Genomic DNA, 26,976 nt, shown 5'->3' with positions numbered 1-26,976 from the left:
CTAGCGCAAGTAAATTGGCCAGTTGTATGATATTCTTGATTTATAGGGAATCTAAATCGCTAAAGCACAAAGGATCTCCAAGCACTTGCGCTCTAGTGAAGAAGCCAAATCCCATAAGTTAACCAATTGTTTGATGAACTGATGGTCTTGCTCCACAAGTTTCTGGAGGATTGTGGAAGTAGTTGATCGGTAGCAGTTCCAGAGTTCGGGGGGACTTTGGTCTGCTTGCAGTTCATCAATCACTTCTGGGATAAACCCTTTATTCTTTACAGATAGTTTTTAATTAAGTCGTTAGAAAGAATCGAAGTTTTGGCGAATGAAAGAATATAACAAGCAATCGATAACAGCGTTTGCGATTTAAGCAACTGGATAAAACAAACTCAACTCAATATATATGTGGATGAAATACCCTGATCTTTAAAAGGAATCAAAAAATGGTTAAGGGTGTTTTCCAATTTCCAATTATTGTTAGTGAACAACAAGATACCCGACTTCTTGGAGAAGTCGGGTATCTGATCCTTGAGATTTTTATAGATTAACAGGACTTACGTAAAACATAACGGAAGTAGCGGTAATCCATGAATTACCGCTACGCAAGAATAAGATTTTTGGTCACATCTTGCGTAAGTCCTGATTAAATAGGAATGCTATATTTTGGAAACGTAAAAGCCTAAAAAAATATGAGATGTTTGACACGTTTACAGCCTAACTTCAAAAAGCTAGTAAAGCATTAAGTTTAAACAATCGTGAATTTGGGAAAATCTTTGTCAGTTTTATTGATGAAGCATTTAAAAAATATACATTATTCAAGGATGTGATCTAAATGACTAAACCAAAAACAACCCGTAAATCTGTTCGCGATCGCATCCTAAATACAGCATCAGGCTTGTTTTATCGAGAGGGAATTCGCAACGTCGGTATTGACAGAATCGTTGCGGAATCTGGTGTTGCTAAAATGTCGCTCTATAATCATTTCAAGTCAAAAGATGCATTAATTGAAGCGTGGCTGCGACAACAGGATGAACAATGGTGTGAATGGCTCAAAACCACGATTGAGCAACGAGCTTCTAACCCATCTCAACAACTATTGGCAATATTTGATGCGTTACGGGAATGGTTTGAGGGCCCAGATTTTCGAGGTTGTGCATTCATTAATGCTTCAGTAGAACTAGCCAATGCTGACCACCCTGGACATAGAGTGGCATTAGAGCATCAACAATCGATCTACCACTACATCAAGAACCTAGCTCAAGCCGCAGAAGTTTCATCACCGGAACAGTTAGCCCGACAACTGCTTCTTTTAGTGCAAGGTGCGATCGTGGTTGCCATGATGGAAGGAAGTTGGTCAACCGCTTCACAAGCGAAAAAGGTGGCGGCAATCCTAATCCAGACTGCATCAAAATCCGGCGTTACATGAAGTCTATTATATGATTTAATGTAAAAAATCACACTGCAACTAAGTTCGGAGCAGTCAGGGATGAGAATTCATTACTTACAACATGTGCCATTTGAAGGACTTGCTAGTATTGAACACTGGTTGATAAAGAAAGATCATATTCTCTCCGCAACTAAGTTTTATAACGGTGACAGTTTACCACCCATTACTATCACCTAGATTGGGTGATAGTAATGGGTGGTTCGATGAATATTTACGAGGATGATAAGTATCCTTGGTTGACTTGGGAAAAATATTTTATTGAAGAAGCAATCAAGAAGAATAAAATAGTTATTGGTATTTGTCTTGGTTCGCAGGTAATCGCTGATATTTTAGGTTCCAAGGTTTACAAAGGTTAGGAAAAATAAATAGGTTGATATCCGATTCAAGTGACAATAGAAGCACAAAAATCTGCTATTTTTGCTTCATTCCCTGCGTCTTTGCCTATGTTTCATTGGCATAGTGATACTTTTGAATTACCACCGGGTGCTGTACAACTAGCCTCTAGTGAAGTATGTAAAAATCAAGCTTTCATTTATGGAGATAGAGTATTAGGTTTGCAATTTCACCTAGAATCAACTCAAGACAGCGTTCGGCAAATTATTGAAAATTGCGCCTCGGAATTAGTTACAGGTAAATATATTTAGAAACCCGAAGAAATGCTTACACGGGATGATGATTTTAGTAAAATAAATACTGCTATGCATGAAATTTTAGAGTATTTTGCTACTTTTACAAAATAAATTATTATTTATCATGCAATAAAGCTACCCATCTTTAAGTGAGCGATCGCCCTACCTGCTACTTCGTTTTTCTTACTTTCATGGCGACAAACGACTCTGAATTGCAAATCCAAGCTCAGAGAATCCTGGATGCGATCGCCTTCACACCCTTTGAGCAATGCCAGCCTTTGAGCCGCGAATTTGCCAACATACCTGCTCGTCCTGGTATCTATGCAATCAGACACAAAACTGATGGGTTGCTTTACATTGGTAAAACTAAGAGTTTGCGGGGTCCCTTCAGTGGTGGACACAAGGCTTTTTTGTGGGCGTGGCTTGACAAATATAGCGATGAAGACGTTCGTATTGCGATGCAGCCAATTTCTTACTGGGAAAACCCTGCGCTACTATTGGAGTTAGAAGCAATTATTCTAAGAGCTACCGAACCTCCTTACAAGCTGAACTAGCTACCCTTATCGACGAGGCAACCTCCTTAACTGAGCGTTTTCTGCTTTCCTTGCAGACAGCTGAAATAAGGTTGCAAGAAATAGCCTGGCGTTTTTGCGCTCAGTTCTACGGATTGGAGCATAATCAAATTATTGAGTTTGGAGCATTGGAGCGTTCATGGCTTCAGGCTCAACGGCTATCTGTTCGAGACTATGATGCTGATTTGAGTGAATTGTGCGTTCATGGATTGATTATTTCTGCGGATGGCTCTGTAACATCTCGTGAGTTTTGGTTTCGCCTAGATTTAGTTCCTTGGTGGCACGTCAGTGTCTAGTGCCTGAGATTCAATTAAGTAGAAAGTTGAACATGGTTGTTAATGCAGTACAACAATAAATCTGTTATCACAATTAATTCCTACCGCAACAGTAGCATAATTTAGCAATGCCATTTTTTCTAAACAAAATGTGCATCTTTAGGATTGAATGCTAGCTTAATTATTTCATGGGGATATACATTGCCGAATATATTATTCCGAGGCACTCTGGCGATTAAAGTTTGTTCTCCCACCTTAACCCAAATACTACAAATCCCAATACCATTTAAAACCCGTTCTACTAGCCCTTCAATAATTACCGAACACAGTTTGTGTCGCATTGAACAACTTGCATCGTAAAGATTGAAAGTATCGCCAGATAAACAACATGCAGTAATTGGCTTTGTGATTTCTCCAGGGTATAAAAACTCTATGCCGTTTGCAAGTTTGATAAAACTTCCACGGCTACTCCGTTCTACATGGCACGGAATAATATTATCTATCCCTACCAATCTGGCAAGCTGCTCGTTAGTTGGTCGGCGGATGATGCTTTCCAAGTTATCATCCTGTACAATACAACCGTCAAATAAAGCGATCGCTCGATCAGCAAAATGCAGTATATCTGTAAAATTATGACTGACTAATATGACTGCTGATCCCCTAGCTTGCGCCCATTGTCTAATTTTCTCAATCATCTGGGGACGTATTCCCACATCTAAAGAGGCAGAAGGCTCATCTAAAAGCAGCAATTCGGAATCAGCAACTAAACCGCAAGCAATACAAACTCGTTTGGCTTCACCACCAGACAGAGAACGAGCTGACTGATTTGCCAGGTGTTCACAGCCAAAAGTTGCAAGTGCGGTATGTACCGTTTGCTTAATCTTGTGTGTTGGTGTTCCGCGAAACTTTAATACCTTGGCAACATTATTAAAAACAGTGTCATCCAGTAATAAGGTTTCTTGAAATACCAAAGCCGAACGACGGCGCAACAATGTTTTATTGGTATTGCTGACATCCTCTCCAAATAATTGCATCTCACCACGGTAAGGTTGCAAGAGATTGATTGTTCTTAACAAAGTGCTTTTACCAGCGCCATTGGGGCCAAGCACAGCAACCAATTCTCCTGGACGGACTGTAAAATTTTCAATTGACAGGATATTTTTACGTGTTTTGCTATCGACGCTCACCTGTCGCATATTCAGGACATATTTGTTAGTACTCATAGAATTTTCTTGTCATGCTGTAAGATAGTCAGCAACACGATAACGGTGTATGTGATGATCAGAAGAATGTATGCGATCGCCATAGCAACATCGTAATTTCCTTTCCCGACTTCCAAAACGATCGCTGTAGTCAGGACTCTTGTCTGCCCCTTGATATTGCCGCCCACCATCATGGATGCACCAACTTCCGAGATGACGCGACCAAAACCAGCCATGATTGCAGCCATTAACCCTAACCGTGCTTCCTTAATTAGCAACCAGTTAACTTGCCACTGTGTCGCCCCCATTGATAACAGTCGCCAGCGTAGTTTTGGATTAATACTGATAATTGCCGCAAAACTGAAGCCGGCTACAATTGGAAAAGCAATGATGGCTTCGGCTATGATCATCGCTGTGGGCGTGTACATCAAATCAAGATTTCCTAACGGGCCAGATCGCCACAAAAACAGACTGACGAATAAACCGACTACAACTGGTGGTAATCCCATACCGAAGTTAATCAAACTAGTCAGAGTCTGCTTGCCGACGAAATCTACTAATGCTAGCCACAGTCCTAATGGTAGTCCTACTAAAACGCTAATGGCTGTAGCTGTTCCAGATACGAACAATGTCATTGTCATGACTTGGAAAACATCACTATCGCCACTGGTTAATAGTTCAACAGCTTTCACAGCCCCTTCGATGATTGTATTCACAAATACAAATCTCTTAAAAAATTGGGAAAGAATACTTAAATATGCAGTAAAGTAATCCTTAATGATCTGATGGTCAAGTTTCTCTAAAAGCCGTAATCTTTCTCTGTTTTACCGGCATCAACATAAAATAGCGGTTGTTTGAATTCTTTTTTACCGTGGACTGCAATTATTGTCTGTCCTTCAGGAGATAAGACATAATTAATAAACGCTTTAGCTCCTGCACTATTGACCCTGGGGAATTTCTGAGAATTTACTTCCATGACATGGTAGAGATTTAATAGTTTCTTGTCTCCTTGCACCAGTATTGGCAAAGACAGGTTTCTCTTCTGAAATATATAGGTTGCTCGATCTGCTAAGGTATATCCCAGTTTTTGATTAGCAATTTGCAAAGTTTGCCCCATCCCTGAACCTGTTTGCTGATACCAACTGCCAGATGGTGTGATATTTGCCTGTTTCCATAAATCTTTTTCTAATTTGTTAGTACCTGAGTCATCTCCCCGCGATATAAACAATGCTTGATTTTTGGCAATGAGACTGAACGCTTCCACAGCATTCTTTTTCCCTCGGATCTTTGCCTTGTCCGCATCTGGGCCGACAATCACAAAGTCATTGTGCATTACCAAGTGGCGATTAATCACCGCACCACCTGACAAAACTTTGCGTTCGGCTTTAGGTGAATTGACGAATAGCGCGTCAACCTCACCTTTTTCAGCCAGAACCAAAGCCTGTCCAGTGCCGACTGCAACCTTTTTCAGCGTATATCCTGTTTTCTTTTCAATCGCCGGAACTAAATCATCTAGTAGTCCACTGTCCTCAATGCTGGTTGTCATCGCCACAATCACATTTTTATTCGTTGCTGACTGTGCAATAGCTGGCTTTTGCTTGACCAGCATATCACTAGCTTCAGCACTCAGAATCGCCAAGCAACATGCCAAAAATGCAATGAAAATTCTCCGAATCATAGAACCTCTAGAAATATATGATTTACGCATTGACAGAGAAATAAGTTGTTACACAAAAGCACATTAAGACAGCACAGGAGCGATGCCTACGGCAACCCTAAGAGCGATCGCAATTTTTTCCTCAACGTTGAAAGCTATACCTGCGGCATTTTCGCCATCTTGCAAGATCGTATGGTTAATCTGAATGACATTGTTGTTCATAATGAAGTAATGATTCATGACTCTAAATATTTGCTACAACTTCCCCAGTCTTGCTGATGTCATAACCGCCGAGAATCTCTAATTGCGATCGCACTAGCTGATGTCCCAAGATATTGAGAAACTCCTGTACTGGTGCTTCTTCCAAGTATTCTTTGAGAATCACCAAGTCGTATCGCGCACTATGAAGGGGAATAAATCCCAAACCAAAAGTAGCAGCTATAGATGCCGTACTGATACCTGCATTGGCAACTCCTGAGACTATAGATAAGGCAACATCTTCATGGTTGTGAACGATATGGTCAAATCTTTTCACAGCCTCCAATGGCACTCCTTCTTCTTGGAGTTTCCGTTCTAAAAGCATCCGATTGCCAGAACCCAGTTCATGAGTGACAACAGTTGCTCCAAATTCTACTAAGTCGGAAACTGTTTTAACTCCCATTGGATTTCCTGGTGGAACTAACAATCCCTCTTCCCAAAGCCCAAGAGTAATCAAGACAGCACTCTTATCTGTTAAGGCTTCTCGCACAAAGGGAATGTTATGTTCCCCAGTTTGAGGATCATATAAGTGCATCCCTGCAATGTGAACTTCACTTCGGCATAAACTACGCAATGCAGCCTTGCTATGGGCGAAACGATAATGAACTCGCAATTGCGGATGCCAGCGTTCAGTTGCTTTTGCTAACAGGGAAAGCACAGGTGTACAACCAGCAATCACAACTGTATTGTGCAATTTGTCTATATCATCTAGAAGTCTAACCAGAACTTTATTTGTACCTATCTGGCTCTGTGCTTCACCCGGAGGGTGAGGCTCGTTTCTTGCTACCGTTGAAGCTAACGGCAGTTTGCTTATACTGGGGAACCCGTCCACCCCTACAGGTGATGCTCCTACGCCGCTACCGCTTGCGCTAACGCCACTCCCTACAATGGGATGGCTCACTGCAACTACTTCACCATCAGATGGAATCATTTCAATGCGAAAAGCATCTCTGCCTAATAAAGGATAAGCTATCCATCGATCCCCAATCCGCGCTAGACTAACTTGCGATCGCTGTAGGTTAGGGATCGAACCGGCAAGAATCGCCTCAATTTGGGGCAACTCCTCCTCTGTTAGCCAGAATAAGTCCTCAACTTGGCAACCAAGTGCCTTAGCTAAACGCAAGGAAATAGTAACAGAAGGCGCACATTGTCCGGCTTCCACAGCACCAATACTCTGACGGGTTACGCCAGCTATATTAGCTAATTCTTGCTGACTCATGCCCAGACGATTCCTAATTGCCTTCAGGTTATTGTAAATATTCACATCCAGTTTCATGAGGCTGTATCTCTCCGTTAGAAAAAGCCGTAGCGGACACATTTAATCTGACTTGAAAAAGGCCAGTGCGCCCTTCTCCCTTGGCGCTAGCCTCTCCCTTTGGGAGAAGGGGAGACGCCAAGGGCGATGCGGTTTCCCGACTTGTAGCAACTGGCATGTGTAGGGGAAAGTCGATTTTCATGACTGACTGTGAAATTTTTCATGATTGACTGCCTAAGTAATAGCAAGGTCTTCTATTTGTATTTGTTGTATTTTATTTTTGAAAAAACTCAGTACACCTTTATTCTTTCTTCCCCGTTCCCTATCTCTATGAGTGATTCACCGAATCAAATCGGATTGCTATAGCGTGTGCCTTTTCTGCTGAAAGTTCTGTTAATGCTTTTGTAATTTTGCATACATATTGTCAAAATACTCGCCAGATTTTTGTTTTTGCAGGAAGTCAAGTAATTTCTAGACTTTTTGTTAGTTTATTACTGTTTTTTATTCCTTTGTAGCAAGCATATCATACACATGTCCAAAATAATTGCTAAACTAATAAAAAGTTTCCCCTGGGATTTTTTTATGAAAAGTGTATTTATAGCTACAGAATTTTTCCTGATTTTGTAACAAAGATGAACGATTTTAAGCTTAAATATTTACGTGCAACGTACCTGTGTCCATATGTTAACCATCAGATGTGCATAATTCACACTTGGATTCAACAATGCTCAGACAAAATTCTTATGCGAATGGTGAATTTAAGATATCCTTGTTTATGGTTTTCGGATCAACTAATTGGCACATGGTACAGACTAAGTACTTAGTTGTAGGTAAAGGACACATTGGTTTAGCAACAGCTGCCTATTTGAGTAATCAAGAACATACTGTTTACCTTTTCTCTCGCCGTTCTTCCATTGTTGCCCAGACAAGAACCATTCACTCAATTGGATTAGTTTCTCCCGGAAGTTATCTAGTTGCAGCTTGTTCCAATAACATTTATGAGTTGGCGGCACTAAATGGTGGGAAACTACCACTCAACGTGGTGATCTGTTGTCGCGGTCAAGACATCGAACCCTACGCCAGGATTCTAGCTGAATATGTCAATCCTCAAATGAACGTTCTGGTTTTCTGTGCTAGCCGCTTTGCAGGTCGGGTTTTTTGTAAGGTACTCCAGAGACTAGGAATAGCTAAAGAACTGTTGCCTGCTGTGGCTGATGTCAACAATATTCCGTTCGTCAGTCGCGGTAATATGGAGGATCAAATCAGGATTAGCACACTTACCAACAAATTCTTTGTGGCGGCTCAGAACCGAATCATGACAAATCGGATTGTGAGCGCTTACCAAGCTGTATTTAGTAATTTATGTGCTGCTGCTTCGGTTTTAGAAATTAATCTGAATAAAGTTAATGACATTATTCACCTTCCTCTGCTTCTGGTTTCATTAGCTAGATGGGAATCTGGTGAGGATTACAACCTCTATCATAATTTTGGTTCCCGTACTGTTGGACTCATTGACCACCTGGATAGCGATCGCATAGCAGTGGGTGAAGCACTGGGAGTCCTCAACTTAATTGATATCAAAAGCCACTATCAAATCGCATACGGAACCACCGGATCATCCCTTTATGAACATATCCAGCAGGTTGGAGCCTACTCCAATACGACCTTGTGTAACCCTCATCACCGCTATTTGGTTGAGGATCTGCCTTATGGCTGTTTTCCCCTACAAGTTTTAGCTCGTCTAGCTGGAGTAGAAACACCATTTCTAGACAGTTGCATCACAATCGGAAATAAGTTCCTTGACATACCTCTAGAGTGGAACGCTGAGTTTCTGGAATTGAATCGGCATCAGCTCAGTCAAGAACTTTAGTGGTATTACCATCTTTGAACTGCCCTGCTATTCCCCAGAGTTGAATTTGATTGAGATTTTGTGGCGGTTTATTAAATATAAATGGATTGATAAGATGCTTACTCTAGTTGGGAAACTTTTATCGCATTTGTTGAAAAAATTCTTTGATAATTTGGAAAAATTTATGTAATTAATTTTATCTAACGACTTAAATCATCTGCGTCGTCACAATTATAGAATAGCTCTTAGTCAAGTGATTAAGGCAAGGATAATATTGAGAAAATACAGCTACGAACTTATGAAATTTTCTACTAAAAAAATAAATTTTATCTACAATTTGCTATTTTTAGAGTGACTATAAAATTAATTTATTAATAAAATATTATCTTAGTTATATGTACGTTAATAAGTAGTTTATATTTATTATTAGAATGGTGCAATTTATTCGTTAGAGAGTTAGCTAATGACACAAACAACTCAATACGCACACTATATGCAGGCTGACCAACGCCCTAGTATCAAGGAGCCAATAGAACTATCACCTTTAGTAGGTAATTGGGTCAATACTAAATCGGATACTAATTATTTGGTGCGGGTGGTTCTGAGTGAACAAAACGATCGCCTTGTGTTTCAGGGTTATGGAGCCAACGAACCCGATCCAATTGACTGGGGTGAGGTTGAGGCAGTGCCTTACGCTGTAGGAAACTCACTTATAGCAGGAGGATTCCACGCTTTTTACAAGCTAGACGGGATTGAGACACATCTGGTGGCAAACCAAAAATTGGGAATCTTGGTGATTCAGTCCTATACCCGCTACGTAGATGGTAGTGGTCGAACTGATCATTTTGCCCGCGAGTTTTTTCATCGCTAGTAAGAAGAGGAACATTTTAAGATGGAACGAAACGAAATTTACGGAAACCAGCCCAAGGACACCGTGATTGATTTCACGCCTTATTTAGGAACCTGGATAAACTCCAACACCAAGACTACATGGATCGAGAAATTTACCCTAACCAAGCATAATGAGCAAATTATTATGCACGCTTATGGTGCCGAGTCCCTCAAAGATTGGGGTGAGACTGAGGTGACACCGTTTGTAGATAATATCAATGAGAAGGCTTTCTGTGCAAGATACGATCGCGATTCAGTGGAATCCTTGTTGGCAGCGAACATGAACAAAGATTTGTGGGTTATTGCTGCGTTTCACAAGTTCAAGGATGGCAGCCAACCCAATTTTCTGTGTCGGGAGTTTTACTATCGGCCGGACTAAGAGGAATAATAATCATTGTAGAGGGTAAGGAGTCAGGGCTGCGATCGCAGCCCTGACTCCCCTTTTTGTAGTAAGTTCAATTCTCTATAGTTTGAGTTTTTGGGTATCTAAGAGTATCAATTGAATTAACTGACTCACTGAAAAGTCTGCTTAAAGAAACAGCAACTCAATTTATTGGTACAGCAAGACGGCGTTTTCAAGTGCAAACTGTAATGGGATTAGGTTACGCAGGACAACTGCTGGCTCAAAAAGAATTGAGGTGGGATAGAAAAACTATCCATAAAGGAATTAAAGAATTAACTAGTGGCATTACTTGTGTAGATAATTATTCAGCGAGGGAGCATTATAAGGCAGAAGAACTTTACAAACAGAATTTGTGGTTACAATTAGTCATTAGCTAGAGAGTCTAATAAACCAATAGCTCCACTTTTTCTGTTGTTTTCAGTTGAGCAATTATCGCCGATTTTTATAAATAAAACATCCATAATCAATATATAATTTAAATTATTAATATCCTCACATACAGTTAGAATAGTCTGTCTATTCCCATTAGTGGGGATTTTATTTATATTAGAGTAATTATGATTTTTATCTATACAAACCTGTCTATATATAACTGCGTTTATGCTTGATATAGCAATATATATTTACACTATTGTTATTATTTTTACTATTATTAATTACAGATTTTGTTAGACTTTTTAAGTCAAGAAAATCAAAGATTTCTTATTCTAAGAATACAAAGTATCGAAGAATTTTTCTTGTATCGTTTGACAAATTAAATGCCCATTTACAAAATTAGTGTCGGTATAGAACCAAAGAACGATTTTTATTCATCTTTGCGTTCGTACTATTAATAGCCAAAACTGTACTTATTGAAATACGCGCTACTCAGATTAAAGATTTTGGCTATTGCTTACCTAGAGAATATTTTATGCTAATAAATAGAGCTAAAAAATAATTTGGCAAGCGATACTGCGCCTTCTAACTCCTAAATTTTGACTCTTTTGTATTAATCTTCAGTACGAGGAAAGCCATGAAAAATACTCAAGTAACAATCAACGAACCACTTGACGAAACAGCTTGCAAACATAATCAAAAAAAATTGGGTGACAAGAAAAAACTAACTTGCACAAAACCACCACAACCTGGTGCAAACCAAGGAAATTGTCCTTTAGATGGAGCGATGGTTTCTGTCGGAGCTATTACTGATGTTGTTCATTTAGTACATGGTGCTGTTGCTTGTACTCATAATCCTTGGGCAACTCATGGTAGCCTCTCATCAGGCTCTCAATTATACCAAACTGCTTTTACTACTAATTTTGGTGAGAATAATGTCGTTTTTGGTGGTGAAAAGAAACTGTACAAAGCTATTCTCGATGTTGCTCAAGGCTATAATCCTGCGGCTATTTTTGTCTACGCTACTTGTATTACTGCTTTGATTGGTGATGATATCGATAGTGTCTGTAAAATGGCTGCACAGAAAATTGATATTCCGGTTGTCTATATAAATTCGCCTGGATTTCTTGGTAGTAAAAATTTGGGTAATCGCATTGGCAATGAGAGTTTATTGAAATATGTAATCGGAACGGCAGAACCAGAATTTACCACCCCTTTCGATATCAATATTGTTGGTGATTACAACGTTGCTGGTGATTTGTGGAATATTTTACCACTGTTCAAGAGATTGGGTATACGCGTTCTCTCCAAAATTACGGGTGATGCTCGTTATAAAGAAGTTTGCTATGCTCATCGTGCCAAGTTGAATGTAGTCATTTGCTCAAATGTAGTGCTACCAATGGCGCAAACAATGAAAGAACTTTATGGAATTCCTTATATTGAAGAATCTTTCTTCGGTGTGGAAAACTTAAACCATTGCTTGCGAAATATTGCAGTAATATTAGGGGATAAATATCTTCAAGAACGGACAGAATGGTTAATAATAGAAGAAAACGCAGCCCTAGATATTGCTCTAGCTCCTTACCGTCCCCAGTTAAAAGGCAAGCAGATTATTCTTTCTACTGGTGGTGTAAAAATTTGGTCGATTATTTTAGCCGCCAAAGATTTGGGAATGGAAGTGATTGCTACCACTAACGCAAAGACTACAGAAGAGGAGAAAGCCAAAATTAAACAATATCTTGGTCAAGATGGCATTCTTTTGCCCGAAGCAACCCCGCAAGTATTACTACAGGTACTGAAGGATACAAAAGCTGATGTGCTGATTAGTGGGAGTGGTAATAAATATACAGCACTGAAAGCACAAATTCCTTTTTTGGATGTTAACCATGAACGCCATCATGCCTACGCTGGTTATATGGGGCTGGTGGAACTGGCACGAGAATTGTATAAAGCCTTGTATAGTCCTGTGTGGGAGCAAGTCAGCAAACCTGCTCCTTGGGATGAAAAAATCAACCATGATGTCGCTTGAGAAATTATTTGGCAAGCGACAGAATCGCACGACCGATCTTTTTTACCACAAGTTGCCTGAATCTTTTTGAGGTATTTTATACTACAATATTTTTATTCCGTAAGGTCTTCTTGGTGAGTTGGGTGGGTGTTGAAATAGGCACGATCAAACGATTGCCCCAGAATCTCCTGACCAATTGAAGACAAAACGCGATCGCAATTATCGTGTAATACGTAAAAGGATAAATCTCGCAATATTCGCTCCACAGGACTTGGTTTAATCAAGGAGCGAGCTCCACAAGCGTGTATGCAGTCGTTCACCGTTTCCAAAGCCAGTTGTTCAGTTATGTAACGGGCACGATTGCCTGCTTGTTTTGCCCCTAAGACCTGGCCTGTTTCCCAAAGAGTGGCTACCTGCCGCAGCCATAAATGCATAGTATCTATATTAATTGCTGCCTTAGCAATTCGGTGTTGTACGTAGGGGTCGTGTCCTTTTTCCTGTTTGTTGATGTATGCTAAAGTATAATCATAGGCTCCTTCAGCAGCTCCGAGAAAAGCAGCGCCATACAGAGGCGTAAACCGCGTCTGCCACTCCTGTTGGATGTACTGTCCTGGATAGCCAATCAAGTTTTCTTTAGGGATGAAAGTACCTTGAAAGCGAACTAAGTAACTCACTGTGCCCCTCATCCCAATTGGCTGCCACCAACTATCATCAAAGCTAATACTGGGGTCGCATAGGTTGCAGGCTAGTAACAATACTGATGTCGGTGAGCCATTGCTATGACGCGCTCCCCCAGTCCCTGCTGTGTTGACCAAGAGAATTGCCCACTGTGCTTCTGGGGCACTGGTGGCGAATACCTTTGTACCATCTATGATGTATCCCTCATCTACCACTTGAACACTTGTGCCAAGGCTGGCTTTTTGACCTGGAATCTGAGATTGGGGTTCTCCACTCCAAGCCGCCCATTTCTCGCCACGCTGGACAATACCCTCAAACCAGCGCTTTTTCTGAGACTCATTAGCCATAGCCGCTAGTAAAACTTGGGCATTTGCGTGTCCTTCCCAGCAACGGGCTAGGGATAAATCCACTTTTGCCAGTTCCTTAGTCATCATCCACAGAGTAAAGATATCGCTATCATGTCCTAACCCTAGACCACCGTATTCCGTTGGCACAACAGGCGCATTCAGACCTGCTTGAAAAAGGTCTTCAAAATCTTCTTTTGGGAAGCTAGCATTGTGGTCATAACTAGCGGCGCGAGAGGCGAACTTATCGCGTGCAAGTTGGCTAATGCGCTCAATCAGAGTTTGCTTGTTGAGAGTTAGATTGAATATCATTTAATAGAGGTAATCGACTTGTTTTTAGTTGCTAATCTTATATTTTGCACTAGTTGATTTATGGCAATTTTTGTAAGTAGCTTATTTTAATGCGGTATGAATAATTATGTTGGTAAATAAAAACAGTATGGTAATAAGCATAAATCAGAACATAATTACATACTGTTTGCGTTTTATCGTCTGGACTTGAAACTGACGAGTTGAAAATTAACCACCATTAAAAATTCAAAATTCAAAATTAAAAACATTTACATTCGGGAACTTTTCGCCCAACTAAAACTGATGTTACGTATAAAGGTAGGGGTCTTAAACCCTTTAATTTATGATAAATAATGATGTTACGCTTTTGCAGGCTTTATTCATTTACTTCTGCTTTCTTCCAGTGGGTGCAAAATATAAGTAAATAAGTCATTAATAACTCGATTAGCTGATAGATAACTACCAGTGAGCCAATAAAAATCATCAACTACATAAACTTTACGTTGCTTAACAACATTAAGCTTTGACCACAGAGGTTCTGCCATGAGTTTATGGACAGCAATCTTTGACTGTGCAGGGTCTTTGAAGCCGTAGCGCACTATAAATAGGATATCCCCATCTATCTGGGTGAGGACTTCTGAAGATATATTGTAGCCAACGGGGTTGCCTGCTTTCTTTTGAGTTGCTTTAGCATCCAGATTTTGCGAAGGAGGACGGATTAGACCAGCATCCTCTATGATCACTCCAGAGAATGCACCTTTGGTTAACGGGTTAATCGTCTCTGGGATGAGGCGCACGACGGAAACTAAAGTTTTTTTGAGTCGGGAACCCATCTTTTGTTTGAATTCGGCTAAACGTATGTTGTAATCGTCGATCAAACGTTTTGCTGTCTCGGTTTTCCCCAGAGCTTTTGCTGCTGGCATAAAGGGTTGTTTCCAGTCTCCATTGCTTTGCACCTTAAGCAGAACGGTGGGTGCAATCTGAGACCATAAACTGTAAGTATCCCGGTTCCGAGTCGTGCCCAAGATCAAGTCTGGCTTGAGAGTTATAACCTTCTCCATGTTCGGCGGCGTCAGAAGTGCGCCAATCTCTTCAATGCCGGGGTGCTTATCCTCTAACCCTAGCCCCTGGAGAGTTGAAGCCAGACCTGGCGCACCTACCAGATTGGCTCCCAGAGCTAGAGGTATTTCCACTAGCCACGGATCTATGACGACGACTCGTTGAGGATGGACGGGAACTAGAGTCTGACCCATTGCGTGTTTGAGTACGTGGACGGGCGGTGATGTTTGGCTTGAGGGAACGACGGCTATATCACGGGTCGGTAATTGACGACTAAAGGAACTGCAAGCAGAAATTACCAAGAGCGTCAGCAGCACAAAAAAGCAGAACTTAGGCATATTGACAAAGTGAAGAATATAAAGTTTATGTAGAGCGATCGCCTATTGCCTGTGCAAGAGGTTGTGTTGCAAAAACTTGCAAATTCCAAAAACTTGTATAAATTAAAACTAGTTATGCAGCTACTGTTAAAATTTGAGCAACAAATTTCACTTGAAGACCGATGTTCTGTTTTTTAAACTCCTGCACCCATCGGTATATTGTTGTATGCTCTACCTCAAGACCCCGTGTCATCATTTCTTTCCTAAAGGTAAACACAAAGGTGTCCCTGTTACTGGATCTGGTATAATTCGACAAGCTAATCCAAACACCTCCTGCACCATTTCTTCTGTCATCACATCTGCTGGAGTTCCATAAGCCATAACAGCGCCATCACGTAAAGCTACTAGCTGATGAGCATAACGACACGCCTGATTCAGGTCATGCAACACCATGACAATTGTCCGCCCCTCAAGTTGATTCAAATCCCACAGTAACTCCAGCACTTCCACTTGATGAGCTAAATCTAAGAAAGTTGTCGGTTCATCCAATAGTAAAATCTGCGTATCTTGCGCTAAAGTCATGGCTATCCAAGCACGTTGCTTCTGCCCGCCAGAAAGGGTATCTACGGCTCTATGGGCTAATTCGTTGAGGTCTGTAGTTGCTAGTGCTTTGTGGACTTGACGTTCATCTTCAGTTGTCCAAGATTGCAGCCAACTTTTTTGATATGGATAACGACCTTGTGCTACCAAATCTCGCACAGTCAATCCTTCTGGTGCAACTGGCCCTTGAGGAAGAATACCGAGTTGTTGTGCAACTTTGGTTGTTGACTGTCGAAAAATATCAGCACCATTAAGATATACACTACCAATATGGGGCTTGAGTAGTCTGGCTAAACCTCGCAGTAGAGTAGATTTCCCGCAACCATTCGGGCCAACTAGAGCAGTAATTTGTCCTGTGGGAATTAACAGGTTAAGACCGGATATGATGGGTTTGCCATCGTAAGCGAGGCTCAGATGTTGGGTTTCAAGGACTGTGTTCTCCATAGGGCTTTCTGATTGCAAGGATATATTGGTCTGAAAGTTTGTAATGGCGTGCGTGGACGCTTTGCAGCTTCTGCTGGCGGATGGCTTTCTTTTTTTAACTGTGGAGTCATCACATACCAAAAGTTTCCTTCAAGTTAGCAATCGCCCTTTAGGATAAATATGTAAATCATATTGCGATGATATATTACCAATAATATTGGGTACTTAGTGCTGCACTTGGTAAAGAAACTCTGACAAAAGACTTGGGTAAATATGCATCAGCGCTTTCCCAAAAGCTGCAATGGACAAACTGAACTAGCCAGCGTAATAGCAAGGTTTTCTAGTGTTTGCCGTTTTTTTTGTCAGGTATATTAATTTTTTGACAATTCCACTGATTTTTAGTAAGTATATCATACACTTCGCCAATATTTTTAACATTTGGGAATGTGATTTAGCATAAGTGCAGCCCAATTTAGGCATCGCTTTTTGATCATTTGCTGACTCACTAGGTCATCACCAAGAGAAAATCGTCAAGTCAAAATGGCACACTTGTAAGGTGCAAACCCTTAATATGGAAGGATGAGAGGGTCTAGTGGTTGCACAGTCAAGAATTAAAAACTTAATCAGAATATTGATAAAGAATCTTTTGCTTTCACAGCCAGTGTTCTGGGTAAAACTAAAACAGCCCAGCAGGTAATGGATAATTATTATGCACGTTTGACACAGTTTAAAGCAAAAATGGGCGATCGCCTGAACACAACTTTAGTCTCGGTTGCCGAATTGCGTACTGATGCACTTTGGCTGTGGGCAAAGGCAAGTTTTTCAGGAGTTATTCTTAAAGATGCAGGTGTTGCACGTCCTTACTCCCAAACTTTAGATAGTCAAGCAACCCTGAGTCTAGGGGGTGGCCCTGCTGCCTATGCTTTATCAAAGGAACTCCTGAGTGAGTTAGATGGGGATATTTTATTTCTAGTATCAGAAGACGCACTGGGCACAAGGGATTTACACCCAATGCTTGAGCAACTGAAAGCAGAACCGTTGTGGTCGAAGTTAAAAGTCGTCCAGCAGAAAAAAGTTCATGAGGTGGGGTTTTACTGGGTTCAGTATGGCCCCCTTGCAGCCAATCGGATGATAGACGATTTGGAGCGATATTTAGTTAAACAGCAATAGACTATTTGAAAGTTTTTTAAGAGGGATTATGTTGAACTTGAGCGCAATTAGTAATGCAACTATGCAGGAAATTCCTTATAAATGGATTGTATTTGAAAACTTGCTTGACACTTCAGTACAATCTGAACTAGCAAATAGTTTTCCTACTACAAACTATAAAGAATATCATGCTAGAGACTTTGAGCCAGATGAATACCCGGAATATACATATAATGACTACAGGTTTTTTGCACGCTGCATTCTGGATGAAAGTAAGTACAAAAGTCTGCAAAATATCAGCGATCTGAGTCTTAGTTGGCAAAAATTGATTGAACAACTTCTCACTCCTGATTATCGAGAGGCGATGGAGCATCTTACTAATTTGGATTTGAAAAACCATTCACTAACAATTTATTTAACACGACATGATTTAGGGTTCTGGAACCGTCCTCATACAGATATCCCACGTAAACATATAACTCATCTTTTCTATTTCAATGAGGGATGGAACATAGATTGGGGAGGGCATTTCCGAGTTCTCAAAGATAATCAGACTACATCTGTAGTTAAAGAAGTTCCACCCTTGCCGCAATATTCAGTTGCTATTGTACGTTGCGATCGCTCTTGGCACATGGTTTCCCCTATTTCCTTAAATGCAACTCAACACCGTTTGCATCTAGCGACTACCTTTTGGCTACCAGAGTCTTAAGCCGTTCGATTAGCAAGTTCTCAAGAGTAGAGTAAATGCCGTTTCCTCCTCTCCACTCTAGGGTCTTTTACTTCCCTGAAGTATTTTTTAAATTTACTAGTAGTCTGTCAAATACATTTTGACGGATACAGGGAGATATATTTCCGGTAATATATAAGCTATGTCCGCAAAACGATACATTGTCTCTCTGACTTCTGAAGAACGCCAAAGTTTAGAAAAGCAACCCAGAGATTTTTGAGCTGCTTCGCTCGCCGTCACCGAATGATTCAGAGAGTGCATTTTTGGAAAACCGAGCTATTTGGAAAGTGGTTTGTCAGAAGACAGCCTCTCTCACAAAAGGTCTACCAAGGGTTCCATTCTCGATTAATAAGGGTGATGTAGTGTTATTCGATCCAAACATAATTCATGGAACTATGCCTGCACCTAATCCATCACTCACCCGCAAGGCAATTGTTACGGAATGGCATACCCAGTCGGTTCGCAGTTACTCCTACTCTGAGTATTTTGGCTCGCAGCATGACAAAAGGCAGTTGTCACCAGCTAACTAGCTGAGAAAAGAGCGATCTAACTGCATCTAATGGGACTTGCTAATCTCGCTATTTGATTTTTCATCGATGTCGTCTTTGATACATTAAATAGATGAAATAGGGCGTTCCTAAAGCAGCAGTCAGCAAACCACAGGGTAATTCTGTCGGAGAAAATAAAGTCCTACCCACAAAATCTGCTGCTGCTACCAATAATCCCCCGATTAAACCAGCAACTGGCAATAAATTTTGATGTATTGACCCAACAAGTCTACGTGCTAAATGGGGAGCCATTAATCCAACAAAGCCAATTGTGCCGGCGATCGCCACACTTGACCCAGCCAGTGCTACACTTATTAACAATAATTTGCTCCTTTGCCATGTGACCCGGCTACCGAGTCCTTTAGCTACAGCATCACCCAGTTGCAGAGTATCCAGTTCCCGTGCCAGCAGTAAAGCCAAGGGAACGAAGATAACTAGCCAAGGTAGTAGTTGCCAGACTTGCTCCCAACTTTTACCAGCGACACTACCCGCCAACCAGACCAATGCTCTAGTAACATCATTGATTTGACCAAAAGTTAGCATCAAAGTCGTAAAAGCTCCCATAATTGCTGCTAATGCTACTCCCACTAAAACCAATCGCAGAGGTGATTTTTCTCCTGTCCCAGCTAGCAAGTAGATCAAACACGCCGCAACAAAAGCACCACCAAAGGCAGCAAAGGGTAAATACATAGTCGGTACAGCCGGGAATAATACAATTAAGGTAACAGCTGCTAAGGCTGCACCTGCATTGACTCCAACAATACCAGGGTCAGCTAAAGGATTACGTGTCAATCCTTGTAAAATTGCACCCGCAATTGCCAAGCCCACTCCTACCAACCAAGAGATTAGCACTCTCGGTAAACGCAAAGTGACAACAACAAAAGGGGATTCTGAGTCTTGAGTTGGTAAACCAACAATAGCTTTCACTATGTCTACTGGCGGCACAGGATAATCTCCTAAACTAAGACTCATCCCCAAGACTGCAAGCGTGAGTAATAGCAGTAGTAACAATACTCTAGTTACAGGCTGGTTGCTAAGTATTGAATTTGGAATTTGGAATCTGGAATTTGGAATTGTTGTCATCCTCTCTTCACCCGCCAACGCACTAAATACAACAAAAAGGGCGCACCCAAAAGGGCTGTCATCACGCCAACAGGCAATTCTTGGGGTCTAATTAACCAACGAGCTGCTAAATCTGCCCATACTAGTAAACCTGCACCAAACACAGCTGCACAAGGCAATACCCAACGATAATCAACACCCATTACTCCCCGCGCCAGATGGGGAATTAGCAGACCGACAAAGCCTATAGGCCCTGCTAGTGCGACAGCGCTCCCTGCCAATATTACAACGCTTGATGCTGTTGCCAACTTGATCCAACCTGTTTGCTGACCTAAGCCTGTCGCTACCGATTCTCCTAAACTGAGGACGTTGATTTGTCTACTCAAGGCCAAAGCTGTTAATAATCCTACTATCATCCAGGGCAACACAGTTACAAATAAATTGAAGTCTCGTCCAGCCAGAGAACCTGCTAGCCAGAAGCGGACTTCTTCAAGAGTGCGATCGCTTAAAATCAGTACACCTGTAGTAATTGAAGATAGCAAGGCGGTGAGGGCAGCACCAGCAACAGTCAAATTCAATGGTGTTGCGCCCCCTTGTCCCAGAGAACCAAGGGAGTAAACTGTTAAGGCTGCTATTAAGGCTCCAAGAAATGCTACAAGGGTAATCAGGGCTGGTGAAGATGTACCCAAGCCAAAAACCACTGTCACCACTGCTAAGGCTGCACCTGCATTGATCCCCAAGATTCCTGGTGCGGCTAAGGGATTTTGAGTCAGTCCTTGCATTAACGCCCCAGCTATGGCCAAACTAGCACCGACCATACTTGCAATCAGTGTACGCGGTAGGCGCATCGACCGGATAATTATGTGTTCGGTAGAGTCATCATAGTTAGTGAATGCAGTAAGTATTTTGGCAATGGGAATGTCAGCTGCACCGTAAGAAATGCTGGCGAAAATACCTAACAATACCACTAAGATACCTATGCCTAAGCTGAAAATGCGGATATAGTATTTTTCAGGGTGAGAAATATTTGTGTTCATGGATTTATGACAAGAGTTAACTTTGTATCTCTGCTTTTACTAACTTTTAAGCATAATTACTAATTGACAAAAGTAAGCTGATCTTAATCTCTCACGGATGACTAAAGACTCGTGCGATCGCGCCAAAAAAAAGATGTTACGCTTTTGCAGGCTTTATTCCTTTACTCCTGGTTTCTTCCAGTGGGTGCAAAATATAAGTAAATAAATCATCAAGAACTCGATTGGCTGATATATAGCTACTACCTTGCCAATAAAATCCACTAATTACATGGAATTTACCCTGCTTAACAACTTTAAGCTTTGACCATAGAGGTTCTGCCATGAATTGATGCACAGCATTATTGGCTTCGGTAGGGTCTTTGAAGCCGAAGAGCGGTATAAATAGGACATTCCCATCTATCTGGGCGAGGATCTCTGAAGATATATTGTAACTAATGGGGCTGCCCCATTTCTTTTGAGTTGCTATGGCATCCAGATTTTGCAAAGGAGGACGGATTAGACCAGCATCCTCTATAATCACTCCAGAGAATGCACCCTTGGTTAACAGGTTAATCGTCTGTGGCATCAGGCGCACGACGGAAACTACAGTCTTTTTGAGTTGAGAACCCATCTTTTGTTTGAACTCGGTTAAGCGTGCGTTATAATTTTCCACTAAACGTTTTGCTGTCTCGGTTTTCCCCAAAGCTTTTGCTGCTGGCATAAATGGCTGTTTCCAGTCTCCACTGTTTTCTATCTTGAGTAGAATAGTGGGTGCAATGTGAGACCATAAACTGTAAGCTTCCCGGTTTCGCTTCGTGCCTAAGATCAAGTCTGGCTTAACAACCATGACTTTCTCTATGTTGGGTGTAAGAAGCGCACCAATGTCTTCAATACCAGGGTGTTTATTTGCTAATCCTATCCCTTGGAGAGTTTTAGCCGGATCTGGAACACCCACCACCTTGAATCCCAGAGCTAGAGGTATTTCTACAATCCACGGGTCTAAAACGACGACTCGTTGAGGATGGGTAGGAATTAGAGTTTGACCCATTAAATGTTGGACTGCGTGGAGAGCTACAGGTGATGTTCGACTTGAGGAAACAACGTTGATGTTGCGGGTCGTTAATTGACGACCAAAGGAACTGCAAGCAGAAACCGCTAGGAGCGTAAGCAGCACAACAAAGCAGAACTTAGGCATATATAACAGTGAAGAAGACACAGGTTATGGTAAAGCGATCGCATCTTAGTTGTGTAACAGGAAGAAGAAATATATACCTCTTAAAAGAATACTTGTTAATTTGTCAAATTTTGAAAAACTAGTTGAGATGTTAGCATTGATTGTAGATGATATGGTTGCCAAAAGCTCAACATTTGTTCGCAGACTTTTTGAGGATAAAAGTAGTGAAAAAAATGATAACCTTTGGGACATTCCCAGAGATGATCTTCAGGCTTAAAGCCTTTTAACGCCGATGAATTAACAATGATATCGTTCTTGCTCCCACATACCATCAAGGGCATAAAAACCCCGCCTTTAGGTAACTCAATTAATTTGAAAAGAGAGTGTAAAAGAGGGGATTCTTCTAAATCTCCACATAACACAGCCATTAACATTTTAGTAGTATTATGGGGTTGCTCACCAAAAATATGACGAACACAGCTTGCTAAAACTTGCTCACGACTCATAGTAAATAATTTTCTTTGCAAATAATAGTGGACATGCCAAGTATTAGCAGGTTGAGAAGCTACAGCCAATAAGACCAGCGATCGCACTTTTTGGGGATAGCGACGAGCAAAAGTTAAGGCGATGCCTGCGGCGGTAAACCACGCACCACCCGCACCATGACCTGCTAAATGTATAGGATGAGAATACTGTCCTAAGAATTCATATATCAAATCTACAGCTTCATCTATGGAACTACCTTCATCTTTATCGTGGAGATATTCCCACTGATCCACATTCATAGACTGCGATATATATTGTAGTAATGGTCGATCAAAACGCTGCAATACATGACTAGAACTGATCCAAACAACATCGGTATCATCAGACATAAATACTCTCAAACATCAAAATTTGGAAATAATCAATTTTTCAAGCGTGTCATTCCACTATTGCTCTGTCACAACTCCCAACTTACTGTTCCCTCCACAATAAATGGGTCTTCAGGATAAACAAGTTGGATAGTTCGAGGGGTGAAGTACTGAACATCGGACAGATTCTTCAGGTTAAGCGCGAAGCGAAGGTGATTTATTCGATAGTAGACAGCAGCATCAAGGCGTAAATAACTGGGTACACTAAACGAGTTGTTCAAATCTCCCTGCCGTTCGCCGACATAGAACAAACCCAGTCCAAACCCTAACCCTTGCAAATTCCCCTTGGCAAAGGTGTAAGTCGTCCACAAACTCGCGCTATTCTTAGGAACGTTCACTAGTTGATTGCCAATAACAGATTGATTGTCTTTTGTTACTTGTCCATCCGTATAGGCATAGGAGGCAATCACATTCCAGCCTGGCAATATCTCCCCGGTAACATTGAGTTCAATACCTCGGCTGCGTTGTTCCCCTGTTGCAATAGAGTAGGTGAGATGATTAGGGTCAGTCGTCAATACATTGGATAGAGTTAGTTGATACAAAGCCAGGGTAGAAGACAGCTTGCCACCGAAGAAATCAGTTTTAACTCCCACTTCATATTGAGTGCCACGACTGGGTTGAAATAAACTACCATCAAACGTGGTTCCAATATTTTGGGAGAAGGATTGACTGTAGCTAGCATAGAGTGAAATGGGTTGGATAGGTTGATAGACAAGACCTACACGAGGACTAAATGCCTGGTCAGGTTGACTTCGATTGGCACTTGCATTTAAAAAGTTGGTAACACTACTCTGGACAAAATCTCCTCGTCCGCCGAGGACTAGCTTCAGGTTGAGAGCAAGGGTTACTAAATCTTGAACATAAAGACCGATATCATCATTGATCGTTTTTTGATTAAGTGTAGAAGTAACAGCACCAATGGGCTTACCGTAAACGGGGTTAAATAGATCAATAGAACCAACAGTACTCATAGTCCGATTGTAAATATTGATCTCTCTGTACAAGTCAAAGCCTGCGACTAATTCATTCTGAAGGCCGCCGATTTTAAATTTACCTGTCAGATGATGATCTAGAGCATACTCGTTATCCACACCTGGTCCTCCTATATCGGTTTGCTCTGAGCGTCTCAGAGTCCGACCATCGGGTTGTAGAGCGACAGAATTGGCACTATCTCTTAGAAAGCCAACAAACCTAACCTTAAAAGCATTCACCCAAGACCAGTTATCATTAAAGCGATGTTCCAAGTTATAGCCCAACAGAACAGAGGTAGTATCGTTTTTGGCGTTCACATCCAATGTGTTAAGACTGAGCGGAATCTTTCCGTTTGGGTTCGACAAAACAGTTCCTACAGCAGGTAGTCCTGTTCTCGGAAACTGCTGCTGGTATCGGAACTCTGTTTCAAAAGTGACTTTTGTATTGGGATCTATTTGCCAACTAACAACGGGTGCAATTAGATAACGCTGGGAGTTAAAAAAGTCAACAAAGCTTCCTGTCGTCAGGTAGGAAAGATTTAACCGATAAAGGAGTGTTTTGTCAGAATTAAGAGGGCCAGAAATATCTAAAGTTGGTTGATACAAACTATAACTACCGCCAGTCATACTGGCAGCAAAGTAAGGCTCACTCAGGGGCTGCTTAGTGATAAAATTAATCGTGCCACCTGGATTGCCTTGGCCGTAAAGGACAGAGGCAGGTCCTCTGAGAACCTCTATCTGTTCAATATCGTTGAGTTGAGTTTGTCCCGTTGTAGCTCCTCCTACATAGTCCTTAAGACCGTTGCGAAGGATATTAGTCGTCTGAAAACCCCTAATGTTAAAGACATCACCATTGCTCGGCGAATTAAAACCCTGGATAACACCGACGCTTCTTAAGGCATCAATAGCGTTAATGGCTCCTTGATCCTCCCAACTCTGGCGGGGAACCACTTGAATCGACTGAGGAACATCGCGTAGTGGCGTTGGTGTTTTTGTGGCTGTAGTCGCGTCAGGAACGTTATAGCTTCCTTCAGGCGCCCCAATTACATTTAACTCAATGGGTGGTTGCTTTTCCGGTGTTGGTGTTGGCTGTTGTGCCGTGGATGCAGTACTTGTCACCCCAAACACTAAACCTTCACTCTGACTATCAAATAACTCCACCACAGGCGCACCCTTTTCCCCAACTACTGTCACCCGCAGCGTGTTAGCGTCCGCATTGGCAACTGTAATTAGTGCAATTCCTGCAACTGGCTTTGATTGTTGAAAACTTTCCCCACTCGCCAATTGCAACTGAGCATTGGGTATATTCACAATGTAGGAATTACCTTCAGTTTTCGGTGAAACGGACAATTTCTCAGAATTGGGCGTAACTAAAATTAACTCTATCCCTTTATCTGTGTTATTCACCTTCACATTTGTGACTGACACGACGGGAGTTGTGGCTTGAGTTAGTTGAGCGATAAGGTTCTGATCTCTGCTGACCCCCAATACATCTGATCTACTTCTGAGGGGACGTTCTATAGAATTGAGTTGACGAACTTCTGATATGGGTGTTTGCTCCCGCTTCGCTTTACACTTGGTGACTAAAGCAAATTGAACAGAGGTTTTTCTGACTACCGATGCGTAGGCGTAGCCCACCGCAGGTCTTACCCTGAGCCTGTCGAAGGGCATCGCTTCTTTATTAACTGGGGACTGTGCAAGAGTTGGCTCTTGCTTGACTAGGTTACTACCCAAACCGATGCCAACACTCGCTACCAAACTTAGCAAACACCCATTGCACACACCCCGATAATTGATCATTCCACTTTCCTACCAATCTTTGTGCCAATATTCTTTACTTTCGCAAGTAAACTTACATTGCGAAGTATAAGCAAGATTGAGTAGGAAATCAACCATTTATGTTGCTTTGCAGACAATTATCATGATGATAAAGATTCTTGAGAAGATGCTGACATCTGAGTTTTTACCCAGCGTGGCGTTACTTTAGAGGAACTTGACGTAATTAGAACAAATGTTCTGGTATGGCTTTAGACCGCTTCGTTTGAGTCGTTGTGACGTAGTTTAGAGATGCTTGCTGGAATGCGATCGCAGTTAGAAGAAGAATTGCAGTTGAAGCTCTGGAATATGGATTTTATCATTTGATGCTGGAGCGATCGCAGTTGATCAAAAACTGCGATCGCAACAGGTTCGTGTGTCCACGATGGATTTAAGAATAGCAACGGTCGGCATCCAGGTAGCTCTAGATATTAAAGGAGGCTATTCTCCTGGCATCAGTAAGCGGTAAAGGAAGTTTTTACTTACTTGATTTTGTCTAGCCATTTCTAGAAGTAGTATATCTCCATTTTTGAGGAGGACGAAAAAGCATTGAGCATCGAGGTAATCATCGTTGCGTAATCCTTCATCAGCAACCTTTGTTTCCTCTATCTCTTCATAGTTCAAGTAATGCTCTTTGTCCTCAACATCTACTACATTAAATACGACTGGCATTGGATTTTAAGGTATAAGAGTACATTGTCGAGCATAAATCTATAGTTGCTCCAAGTCTGTTGTTTTAGTTGCAAAAGATAACCCTCTTGGGATGTCCTGGGAGGGTTTGGGCTTATTATAAGGATTTCTAGTATTCCAAGGGCATCTAATGCGCCTTTGGTATTTTAACTAAGTCATCAATTAGGTAACTTAGAACTAATCAAGGCAACCAAAACACGCTTCAAAATGTCTCGCATTCTCAAACAAAACACAATAGTGCTGGCAATAGTTATCTATGAATGTCACTGCCTTAACTGCTGTTCGACATGGCGATCTTCCGCATAAAACACCTCAGACCACAAAGAGTCATTGCCAAACATAGATTAAGAGAAACAAAATAATCCAGATGACATCGACGAAGTGCC

Annotated in this window: 27 protein-coding genes and 2 pseudogenes; 13 read left to right on the top strand and 16 right to left on the bottom strand. The window is 41.5% G+C overall.

Features of this window, described 5'->3' with window-relative positions:
• Positions 1 to 51 precede the first annotated feature (51 nt).
• Positions 52 to 243, bottom strand: coding sequence for a hypothetical protein (locus tag HWQ38_RS07075; protein ID WP_292791582.1), 192 nt, complete (start codon positions 241 to 243; stop codon positions 52 to 54).
• 580 nt (positions 244 to 823) lie between these two features.
• Between HWQ38_RS07075 and HWQ38_RS07070 the strand changes: the two genes are divergently transcribed.
• From HWQ38_RS07070 to HWQ38_RS07050, 4 genes and pseudogenes are all read left to right on the top strand, one after another.
• Entirely contained in the window at positions 824 to 1,417 is a 594-nt protein-coding gene (locus HWQ38_RS07070; protein ID WP_292791579.1) for a TetR/AcrR family transcriptional regulator, read from the top strand.
• Between the two features lie 212 nt (positions 1,418 to 1,629).
• A pseudogene (locus HWQ38_RS40370) lies at positions 1,630 to 2,082 on the top strand (type 1 glutamine amidotransferase).
• 176 nt (positions 2,083 to 2,258) lie between these two features.
• Positions 2,259 to 2,621, top strand: coding sequence for a GIY-YIG nuclease family protein (locus HWQ38_RS07055; protein WP_292791571.1), 363 nt, complete (start codon positions 2,259 to 2,261; stop codon positions 2,619 to 2,621).
• 71 nt (positions 2,622 to 2,692) lie between these two features.
• A complete protein-coding gene (locus HWQ38_RS07050) occupies positions 2,693 to 2,935 on the top strand; it encodes a hypothetical protein (protein WP_292791569.1) in 243 nt (80 codons plus the stop codon).
• A 119-nt stretch (positions 2,936 to 3,054) separates the two neighbouring features.
• Here the strand turns inward: HWQ38_RS07050 and HWQ38_RS07045 are convergent, their stop codons facing one another.
• The 5 genes from HWQ38_RS07045 to HWQ38_RS07025 all read right to left on the bottom strand — a co-directional run bounded on the left by HWQ38_RS07045 (position 3,055) and on the right by HWQ38_RS07025 (position 7,307).
• Positions 3,055 to 4,137: an ABC transporter ATP-binding protein gene (locus HWQ38_RS07045; RefSeq protein ID WP_292791567.1), complete on the bottom strand. Its 1,083-nt coding sequence runs from the start codon at positions 4,135 to 4,137 to the stop codon at positions 3,055 to 3,057.
• On the bottom strand, positions 4,134 to 4,832 hold the full coding sequence (locus tag HWQ38_RS07040) for an ABC transporter permease (protein ID WP_292791564.1): 699 nt from the start codon (positions 4,830 to 4,832) through the stop codon (positions 4,134 to 4,136). Before HWQ38_RS07040 ends, HWQ38_RS07045 begins: the two co-directional genes overlap by 4 nt.
• 83 nt (positions 4,833 to 4,915) lie before the next feature.
• Positions 4,916 to 5,794, bottom strand: coding sequence for a substrate-binding domain-containing protein (locus HWQ38_RS07035; RefSeq protein WP_292791562.1), 879 nt, complete (start codon positions 5,792 to 5,794; stop codon positions 4,916 to 4,918).
• Between the two features lie 63 nt (positions 5,795 to 5,857).
• The gene (locus HWQ38_RS07030) at positions 5,858 to 5,995 is read right to left on the bottom strand and encodes a hypothetical protein (RefSeq protein ID WP_366933250.1); all 138 of its coding nucleotides are present in this window, start codon (positions 5,993 to 5,995) and stop codon (positions 5,858 to 5,860) included.
• Between the two features lie 22 nt (positions 5,996 to 6,017).
• A complete protein-coding gene (locus tag HWQ38_RS07025) occupies positions 6,018 to 7,307 on the bottom strand; it encodes a substrate-binding domain-containing protein (protein WP_292791560.1) in 1,290 nt (429 codons plus the stop codon).
• Between the two features lie 754 nt (positions 7,308 to 8,061).
• Here HWQ38_RS07025 and HWQ38_RS07020 point away from each other — a divergent pair.
• The 6 genes and pseudogenes from HWQ38_RS07020 to nifE all read left to right on the top strand — a co-directional run bounded on the left by HWQ38_RS07020 (position 8,062) and on the right by nifE (position 12,833).
• Positions 8,062 to 9,156, top strand: coding sequence for an NAD/NADP octopine/nopaline dehydrogenase family protein (locus HWQ38_RS07020; protein ID WP_292791558.1), 1,095 nt, complete (start codon positions 8,062 to 8,064; stop codon positions 9,154 to 9,156).
• A 40-nt stretch (positions 9,157 to 9,196) separates the two neighbouring features.
• Positions 9,197 to 9,325 (top strand): hypothetical protein, encoded by a 129-nt coding sequence (locus HWQ38_RS07015; RefSeq protein ID WP_292791556.1) that lies wholly within the window; start codon positions 9,197 to 9,199, stop codon positions 9,323 to 9,325.
• Between the two features lie 273 nt (positions 9,326 to 9,598).
• Positions 9,599 to 10,006, top strand: a complete 408-nt coding sequence (locus HWQ38_RS07010) for a hypothetical protein (protein WP_292791554.1) — start codon at positions 9,599 to 9,601, stop codon at positions 10,004 to 10,006.
• 21 nt (positions 10,007 to 10,027) lie between these two features.
• A complete protein-coding gene (locus tag HWQ38_RS07005; protein ID WP_292791552.1) occupies positions 10,028 to 10,405 on the top strand; it encodes a hypothetical protein in 378 nt (125 codons plus the stop codon).
• Between the two features lie 119 nt (positions 10,406 to 10,524).
• A pseudogene (locus HWQ38_RS07000) lies at positions 10,525 to 10,764 on the top strand (ISAzo13 family transposase); the annotation flags it as partial.
• 677 nt (positions 10,765 to 11,441) lie between these two features.
• Complete coding sequence (nifE, locus tag HWQ38_RS06995; protein WP_292791549.1) at positions 11,442 to 12,833, top strand: nitrogenase iron-molybdenum cofactor biosynthesis protein NifE; 1,392 nt, start codon at positions 11,442 to 11,444, stop codon at positions 12,831 to 12,833.
• Positions 12,834 to 12,925: 92 nt separating this feature from the next.
• Here the strand turns inward: nifE and HWQ38_RS06990 are convergent, their stop codons facing one another.
• The 3 genes from HWQ38_RS06990 to HWQ38_RS06980 form a co-directional block, all read right to left on the bottom strand.
• Positions 12,926 to 14,146 (bottom strand): acyl-CoA dehydrogenase family protein, encoded by a 1,221-nt coding sequence (locus HWQ38_RS06990; RefSeq protein ID WP_292791547.1) that lies wholly within the window; start codon positions 14,144 to 14,146, stop codon positions 12,926 to 12,928.
• Positions 14,147 to 14,505: 359 nt separating this feature from the next.
• The gene (locus tag HWQ38_RS06985) at positions 14,506 to 15,522 is read right to left on the bottom strand and encodes an iron-siderophore ABC transporter substrate-binding protein (protein WP_292791545.1); all 1,017 of its coding nucleotides are present in this window, start codon (positions 15,520 to 15,522) and stop codon (positions 14,506 to 14,508) included.
• A 231-nt stretch (positions 15,523 to 15,753) separates the two neighbouring features.
• A complete protein-coding gene (locus HWQ38_RS06980; protein WP_292791543.1) occupies positions 15,754 to 16,545 on the bottom strand; it encodes an ABC transporter ATP-binding protein in 792 nt (263 codons plus the stop codon).
• A gap of 675 nt (positions 16,546 to 17,220) precedes the next feature.
• Between HWQ38_RS06980 and HWQ38_RS06975 the strand changes: the two genes are divergently transcribed.
• The 3 genes from HWQ38_RS06975 to HWQ38_RS06965 all read left to right on the top strand — a co-directional run bounded on the left by HWQ38_RS06975 (position 17,221) and on the right by HWQ38_RS06965 (position 18,930).
• Complete coding sequence (locus HWQ38_RS06975) at positions 17,221 to 17,694, top strand: hypothetical protein (protein WP_292791540.1); 474 nt, start codon at positions 17,221 to 17,223, stop codon at positions 17,692 to 17,694.
• A 28-nt stretch (positions 17,695 to 17,722) separates the two neighbouring features.
• Positions 17,723 to 18,382: a 2OG-Fe(II) oxygenase gene (locus HWQ38_RS06970; RefSeq protein WP_292791537.1), complete on the top strand. Its 660-nt coding sequence runs from the start codon at positions 17,723 to 17,725 to the stop codon at positions 18,380 to 18,382.
• A 281-nt stretch (positions 18,383 to 18,663) separates the two neighbouring features.
• Positions 18,664 to 18,930 (top strand): phytanoyl-CoA dioxygenase family protein, encoded by a 267-nt coding sequence (locus HWQ38_RS06965; RefSeq protein WP_292791534.1) that lies wholly within the window; start codon positions 18,664 to 18,666, stop codon positions 18,928 to 18,930.
• Between the two features lie 60 nt (positions 18,931 to 18,990).
• Here the strand turns inward: HWQ38_RS06965 and HWQ38_RS06960 are convergent, their stop codons facing one another.
• From HWQ38_RS06960 to HWQ38_RS06930, 7 genes are all read right to left on the bottom strand, one after another.
• A complete protein-coding gene (locus HWQ38_RS06960) occupies positions 18,991 to 20,031 on the bottom strand; it encodes an iron ABC transporter permease (protein ID WP_292791532.1) in 1,041 nt (346 codons plus the stop codon).
• Positions 20,028 to 21,047 (bottom strand): iron ABC transporter permease, encoded by a 1,020-nt coding sequence (locus HWQ38_RS06955; protein ID WP_292791530.1) that lies wholly within the window; start codon positions 21,045 to 21,047, stop codon positions 20,028 to 20,030. Before HWQ38_RS06955 ends, HWQ38_RS06960 begins: the two co-directional genes overlap by 4 nt.
• A gap of 136 nt (positions 21,048 to 21,183) precedes the next feature.
• Positions 21,184 to 22,221, bottom strand: coding sequence for an iron-siderophore ABC transporter substrate-binding protein (locus HWQ38_RS06950; RefSeq protein ID WP_292791528.1), 1,038 nt, complete (start codon positions 22,219 to 22,221; stop codon positions 21,184 to 21,186).
• Positions 22,222 to 22,316: 95 nt separating this feature from the next.
• Positions 22,317 to 23,075 carry an alpha/beta hydrolase gene (locus HWQ38_RS06945; protein ID WP_292791526.1) on the bottom strand — a complete coding sequence of 253 codons (759 nt, stop codon included), beginning with the start codon at positions 23,073 to 23,075 and terminating at the stop codon, positions 22,317 to 22,319.
• A 68-nt stretch (positions 23,076 to 23,143) separates the two neighbouring features.
• Entirely contained in the window at positions 23,144 to 25,885 is a 2,742-nt protein-coding gene (locus HWQ38_RS06940; RefSeq protein ID WP_292791523.1) for a TonB-dependent siderophore receptor, read from the bottom strand.
• A 227-nt stretch (positions 25,886 to 26,112) separates the two neighbouring features.
• Entirely contained in the window at positions 26,113 to 26,304 is a 192-nt protein-coding gene (locus tag HWQ38_RS06935; protein ID WP_292791520.1) for a hypothetical protein, read from the bottom strand.
• A gap of 37 nt (positions 26,305 to 26,341) precedes the next feature.
• A complete protein-coding gene (locus HWQ38_RS06930) occupies positions 26,342 to 26,572 on the bottom strand; it encodes a hypothetical protein (protein ID WP_194041385.1) in 231 nt (76 codons plus the stop codon).
• Between the last annotated feature and the right edge of the window lie 404 nt (positions 26,573 to 26,976).

Source organism: Nostoc sp. NMS7 (assembly GCF_017115085.1).
Classification (GTDB): Bacteria; Cyanobacteriota; Cyanobacteriia; order Cyanobacteriales; family Nostocaceae; genus Nostoc.
Note: the sequence above shows the minus strand (reverse complement) of the source record. Positions and strands in the feature narration are given on the sequence as shown.